Genomic DNA, 5,429 nt, shown 5'->3' with positions numbered 1-5,429 from the left:
GCTTCTGCACGGAGCAGGAGTTCGACACCTTTATGGTTCAGGCCCCGCTCTTCGAGCGGATGCTCGTGGACTCCGGGATCCACCTGACCAAGTTCTGGTTCTCGGTGACCCGCCACGAGCAGCGCACCCGTTTTGCGATCCGGCAGATAGACCCGGTGCGGCGCTGGAAACTCTCGCCCATCGATCTCGCCTCCCTGGACCGGTGGGAGGAGTACACGGCCGCCAAGGAGGAGACATTCCTGCGGACCGACACCGACCATGCGCCGTGGATCACCATCAAGTTCAATGACAAGAAGCGGGGTCGGATCAACGCCATGCGCTACTTCCTCAACCAATTCGACTACGAGGACAAGGACACATCCGTGGTCCACAGCCCCGACCGGCTGATCGTACGCCGCGGCCGCGAAGCCGCCGGCGACTAGCGGCCGGCTCGCGGTCGGCGGAAGCGCGATCGCACGGATGCGTCACGCTCACGGTGGGATCCCAGCAGAAAATGGCAACATGGGGACATGACTCCTCCACACGGTTCTTCCGGCCTTTTCCGGCGTCCCCAGCCCATCAAGCCCAAGGCGGGCCAAGAATCGGTGTGGGACTACCCGCGGCCGCCGAGGGTCGAGCCCCGATCCGAACGGGTTACCGTGCGGYTTGGCGGGCAGGTGATTGCCGACACCACCGATGCAGTGCGCGTCCTGGAGACAAGTCACCCGCCTGTCTACTACTTGCCATTGGACTCATTCCCTGCCGGTGTACTCGTCCCGGTCGGGGGCACCAGCTTCTGCGAGTTCAAGGGAGAGGCGCACTACTTCGACGTCGTTGCCGGCGGCGTCGTCGTTCCCCGTGGCGGGTGGACCTACCCCGAACCCACCCGGGGTTTCGGGGCGCTCAGCACCCGAGTGGCCCTCTACCCGGCTCACATGGACTCCTGCCAAGTCAACGGCGAGCAGGTGACCTTCCAGGAAGGTGACTTCTACGGCGGTTGGATCACCACGCAGATCGTTGGTCCGTTCAAAGGCGGCCCGGGCACGGCCGGGTGGTGAGCACATCGCCCTCGCGCCGGCAAGACTTGCTGACTGTGCGTGTGGCGACTCAGCCGGTGCGCGCTCTGGCGGCTGGATGCCCGTTGTGCCCCGCCTTGCCGGCGTGATAGCTTTCCGGTGATCGTGATCAATCTTCAGGAGGTGAGACCCATGAACGCAGTATCCGTAATGGGCGCTCCCCCGAAGTCCACGGTCGCGCGACTGAAGTAGTCGTCTCCGGGAGTGCCGCAAGGCAAATTCGCGAAAGGCGACTCCCATGAACACAACACCTTCTTCAACTCCGCGCATCCATTCGACGACCGCCTCCGGTGCCATTGCAGTGACACGGACACCACAGCCCGGAAATTGGCCCGTTCCCGGCCAACAGGCCCACGCCGCACGACAGACCGACAACTCACACAAGCGGGCCTTGGTGCTCGCCGGCGCCGGAGCGGCAGGCAATGCGTGGGAGCTCGGTCTCATCGCCGGCCTGTCCGATGCCGGCATCGATGTCACCGAGGCCGACCTCATCATCGGGACATCGGCAGGATCAACAGTGGCTGCCCAGATCACCAGCGGGACTCGGCCGGCCGAACTGTATGCCGCCATCCTCGCCGAGGTGCCTCGGCCACAAGCCGGCCACTCCGGACCGGACAGGGGACGCGCTCCGAATCTCTCGGGGCAAACCTACCTGGAGTGGTCCAACGGAATCATTGGTTCTGCTGCGGATGCCTCCGACATGCGCCGCAGGATGGGCGCCGCGGCACTCGAGATGGAAGCTTCGGACGGCTCTGCCCAGATGCGCTGGCGCGACATCGTCGCGGCCCGGCTTCCCAGCCGGCACTGGCCGCAACAGCCCGTGCTGATCACGGCTGTTGATGCGGATACCGGGGACCCGGTCGTGTTCGACCGCCACAGCGGAATCGATCTGGTGGACGCCGTCGCCGCCAGCACCAGCAACGGCTACCGCATCGGCGGGACCCGGTACATCAACGGCGGCTATCGACGCAGTGAGAACGCCGACCTGGCCGCTGGATACGGGCGGGTGCTGGTGCTGTCACCCTTTGGCGGCAGGACGCGGATGCCGCTCGAGTGGGGCATGGATCTCGCCGCCCAAATCGACGAACTGCGCGCCGGGGGCAGCAGGGTCCAAACAGTCTTCCCGGATAGCGCCGCCGAGCACATGTTCGGCGCCAACGCGATGGATCTGTCTCTGCGTCCGCCTGCGGCTCGAGCTGGTTACAGCCAGGGCAGAGCCCTCGCGGAACTGGTCGCCGAAATCTGGCGGTGATGGCTGAAACCTGTCGGTGTTCGACTGTTACGGCGCGAGAGTCCAGGGGTCTCCGTGCGAGGCGCGGTGCCATGTCTGCCGCGGGCCGCCCGTTTCGTGCGCGACATCTGTCAGCCAGATGGTGCTGTCCGGGGCCCATCCGGCGATGACCGTCGCCGTTTCGGCGTCGACCGTTAGTGGGCGCGTCGCGCCGTTGAGGTAACCCAGGACGGAGAGGTGCGCGGCGTCCCACTCCCCTGCCACTTGTTCCCAATCCGGGATGACCCATCGGCCGTCGCGTCCGGTCAGGCGGAACCAGTCGTGTCGCCGGGATGCAGTGACCTCTAGTGGGAACCTGCGGCACAGCGTTATCCAGTCTTCTGCTGTGCCGATCTCAAGAGTCCGGCCCGCTCCCCGAACCGGAACCGTGGTCGCCTGCTCCCACCCCAGGGAATCTTCCACGAGGCTCAGTGCGGCCGGGACCTGCCCAACGGTGTGGAGCAGCCCGTGCGGGATCGACCACCAAGTTCCTGACCAGTTGGCGCGAGGATCGCCCGGGCGTTCGCGCGCGGCCCGCAGTTCCCCGGCTCGTTCGTCTCGGCCCCACCCAGCCAGTGTTTGTCGGGGATTCTTCGGCAGCGGTGCCTGGCCGTTTGTCGATCGCAAGCCGATGGCCCACTGCTCCGCCCGGCGAGGCTGCCAGAACCACTGGCTGTCGGGCAGCGCCATGACCTGTTCCGCGACGGGCGACAGGGCCGCCGTCACACTCGGGAGATCCGCGAGCACGTCCTCTCCATCGGGTGCCTGCCAGTACCTTGCCGTGTCCACTGACCGCTCGAGGGCCGCCTGCACCAGGTCGCTGTCAAGTCCGGTGAAGTCCAGGGAGGCGAGCCTGGCAGCCAGCTGTTCTGGTGACGCGGCAAAGGCCGGCGTCGAGGCCTCCCGGGAGGCAGCAGCGCCCAGCTGGACCCGCGAGGTCCCCGGTCCACCATCAAGTTCGTATCCCCACCAGAAGACCGCCGTTTTGACGTCCGGATCCAGCTGCATCGCCAGTTCAAGGCACAGACGGCGCCCTCGGGGCCCCCGCAGAAATGCGTCCACACTTGGCGTCATCAAATCATCCTCCCACCAGAGCGCAGCTTTACCTGGAGCGGTCCCGGGTGCCGTCGATGATGGCGGGTATCGCCGCGACGCGTTCTACCATTGCGGGATGGACACCACGGTTAGCGGAGTGCCTGTGCATTACGCCGAGTACGGCAGCGGCACGCCGGTTCTCGCTCTCCACGGCGCCGGTGTGGATCATCGCGAGATCGCCAGTGCCCTTGAACCGATTTTCGACGACGTTCCTGGCTACCGGCGCCTGTATCCGGACCTGCCCGGGATGGGCCGGACCCCGGCGCCCGAGACGATCACGAGCAATGACGACGTCGTGGACATTCTGCTCGGCCTTATCGCCAGCACTATTGGTGACGAACCGTTTCTTATGATGGGTCAGTCCTACGGCGGCTACCTGGCCCGTGCGATTGCGAACCTGCGACCTGATCAGGCCGTCGGGCTGGCGCTGATCTGCCCCGTTGGCCCGCAGACGCGCGACGTGCCTCAGCACGAGGTCCTTGTTTCGTCGGTCGATTTGACCGGTGCACTCGACTCGGATCTCGAGGCCACTTACCGCAGCTACTTCGTTGTGCAGACGCCTGAAACGCTGCGTCGGTTCCAGGAGTATGTGGCTCCCGCAACGTCCCTGGCTGACGAGTCGAGCCTGATGCGGATCTTTTCGCACTGGGAGTTGCGGGATCGGCCGGAAGCCGCGAAAGCCTATCCTCATCCGGTGTTGGTCGTTGCCGGGCGACAGGATGCCACCGCCGGGCACACAGGACCGTCGGAGCTGATCCGGCACTACCCACGCGCTACGTTGGCCGTACTCGACCGCGCCGGCCATGCCTTGATCCATGAGCAACCCAACCTCGTGCGAGCCCTTGTCGCCGACTGGCTCATGCGCGTGCGCGTGGCATCAGACGACAAAACCTAGTGGGCAGTGGCGCCCGCATGCGGGCGGATCCCTGTGTTATGGCTCCGCCGAACAAAGGCAAGACGATCCGTCCGCGGCGTCCAACCGGCGTCATGTAATGCACGGTAAGCAGCAAACCATCGCGACGGATTGCAGTCGGGCTGCCAGCAAAAGGACAATGGTGCCCATGACCGTCGTGACCCTCCTGGCCTTTGCCGGGCTGTGCCTGCTGCTTTCCGTCACCCCCGGCCCGGATACCTTCCTGGTGCTGAGGATCTCGTTGCAAAGTGCCGGGGCCGGCCTGGCGGCGGCGCTGGGCTCAGCTCTGGCATCCCTGGTCTGGGCCGCGCTGGTAGGAGTGGGGCTCGCCGCCGTGCTGGAGGACTCGGCGGAAGTGTTCCGTTGGCTGAAGATCGCAGGCGGGTTGTACTTGCTGTATCTGGGAATCTCGTCGCTGATCCGGGCGCGCCGCACAACTGCATCCCCGGCGGCCGGGCACGCTCCCCGCCGGAGCTACAGCCGAAGGACCGGCTTCGGTGCCGGCGCGTTCTCCACACTGCTCAACCCCAAGGTCGGCCTGTTCTACCTCGCCGTCGTGCCGCAGTTCATTCCGCACGGCGGCAACACCCTGGACACCGCCATGGTGCTCGGTGCCATCGAAAGCGCCATTGGATTCCTTTACCTGGCGGCTGTAGCCGTCGCGGCAGCGAAGGCAATGGCCTGGCTGCAGCGCCCCCGGGTGAGCAGTTGGCTCGAACGCGGCAGCAGCGGCATCATCGCCGCGCTCGGCCTGGGCGTACTGGCATCCAGCACCAGCTCGTAGCGGCGCGCCGGACCTCGACGGACAGGTGCAGTTCCCTATCCGGCAGAATGCCAACCCACTCAAGAGCCGAGCTGGTTATTCGTCTCCCTCCTCTGGACCTTCAGTTGGCACATTGACTCCGCGAATTTCACGAAAACGGCGGCCGGTCCTGAAGAGGACCGACCGCCGCCGAATGAAGATCAGGGTTGCATCAGGCCTTGGCCTTTCGCTTCACCCAGCCCCATACAGCCGTAGCCACCAGGAGCACCAGGCCGATGATGGCCAACCAGAGCAGGCCCTTCACGGCGAAGCCCAGGATCGAAAGAATAAGCC

General features: G+C 65.6%; 7 protein-coding genes. 5 read left to right on the top strand and 2 right to left on the bottom strand.

What is annotated here, in order from left to right:
- The 3 genes from AC1D1W_RS19690 to AC1D1W_RS19680 all read left to right on the top strand — a co-directional run.
- A partial coding sequence (locus AC1D1W_RS19690) for a polyphosphate kinase 2 family protein (protein ID WP_476944581.1) occupies nt 1-422 on the top strand: 422 nt, incomplete at its 5' end.
- Between the two features lie 87 nt (nt 423-509).
- Nucleotides 510-1,037 (top strand): DUF427 domain-containing protein, encoded by a 528-nt coding sequence (locus AC1D1W_RS19685; protein ID WP_476944580.1) that lies wholly within the window; start codon nt 510-512, stop codon nt 1,035-1,037.
- Between the two features lie 256 nt (nt 1,038-1,293).
- Complete coding sequence (locus AC1D1W_RS19680; RefSeq protein ID WP_476944579.1) at nt 1,294-2,307, top strand: patatin-like phospholipase family protein; 1,014 nt, start codon at nt 1,294-1,296, stop codon at nt 2,305-2,307.
- A gap of 27 nt (nt 2,308-2,334) precedes the next feature.
- Here AC1D1W_RS19680 and AC1D1W_RS19675 read toward each other — a convergent pair whose 3' ends face one another.
- Entirely contained in the window at nt 2,335-3,399 is a 1,065-nt protein-coding gene (locus AC1D1W_RS19675) for a hypothetical protein (protein WP_243177473.1), read from the bottom strand.
- A gap of 97 nt (nt 3,400-3,496) precedes the next feature.
- Between AC1D1W_RS19675 and AC1D1W_RS19670 the strand changes: the two genes are divergently transcribed.
- Nucleotides 3,497-4,315 (top strand): alpha/beta fold hydrolase, encoded by an 819-nt coding sequence (locus tag AC1D1W_RS19670; RefSeq protein WP_476944578.1) that lies wholly within the window; start codon nt 3,497-3,499, stop codon nt 4,313-4,315.
- A 166-nt stretch (nt 4,316-4,481) separates the two neighbouring features.
- Entirely contained in the window at nt 4,482-5,117 is a 636-nt protein-coding gene (locus tag AC1D1W_RS19665) for a LysE family translocator (protein ID WP_243177471.1), read from the top strand.
- Between the two features lie 190 nt (nt 5,118-5,307).
- Here AC1D1W_RS19665 and AC1D1W_RS19660 read toward each other — a convergent pair.
- Nucleotides 5,308-5,429: LPXTG cell wall anchor domain-containing protein (locus tag AC1D1W_RS19660; RefSeq protein ID WP_476944582.1), on the bottom strand; the 122-nt coding region annotated here is incomplete at its 5' end.

This window comes from Arthrobacter sp. P1_B4 (genome assembly GCF_056406555.1).
This window is presented reverse-complemented; position numbering and strand designations above follow the sequence as displayed.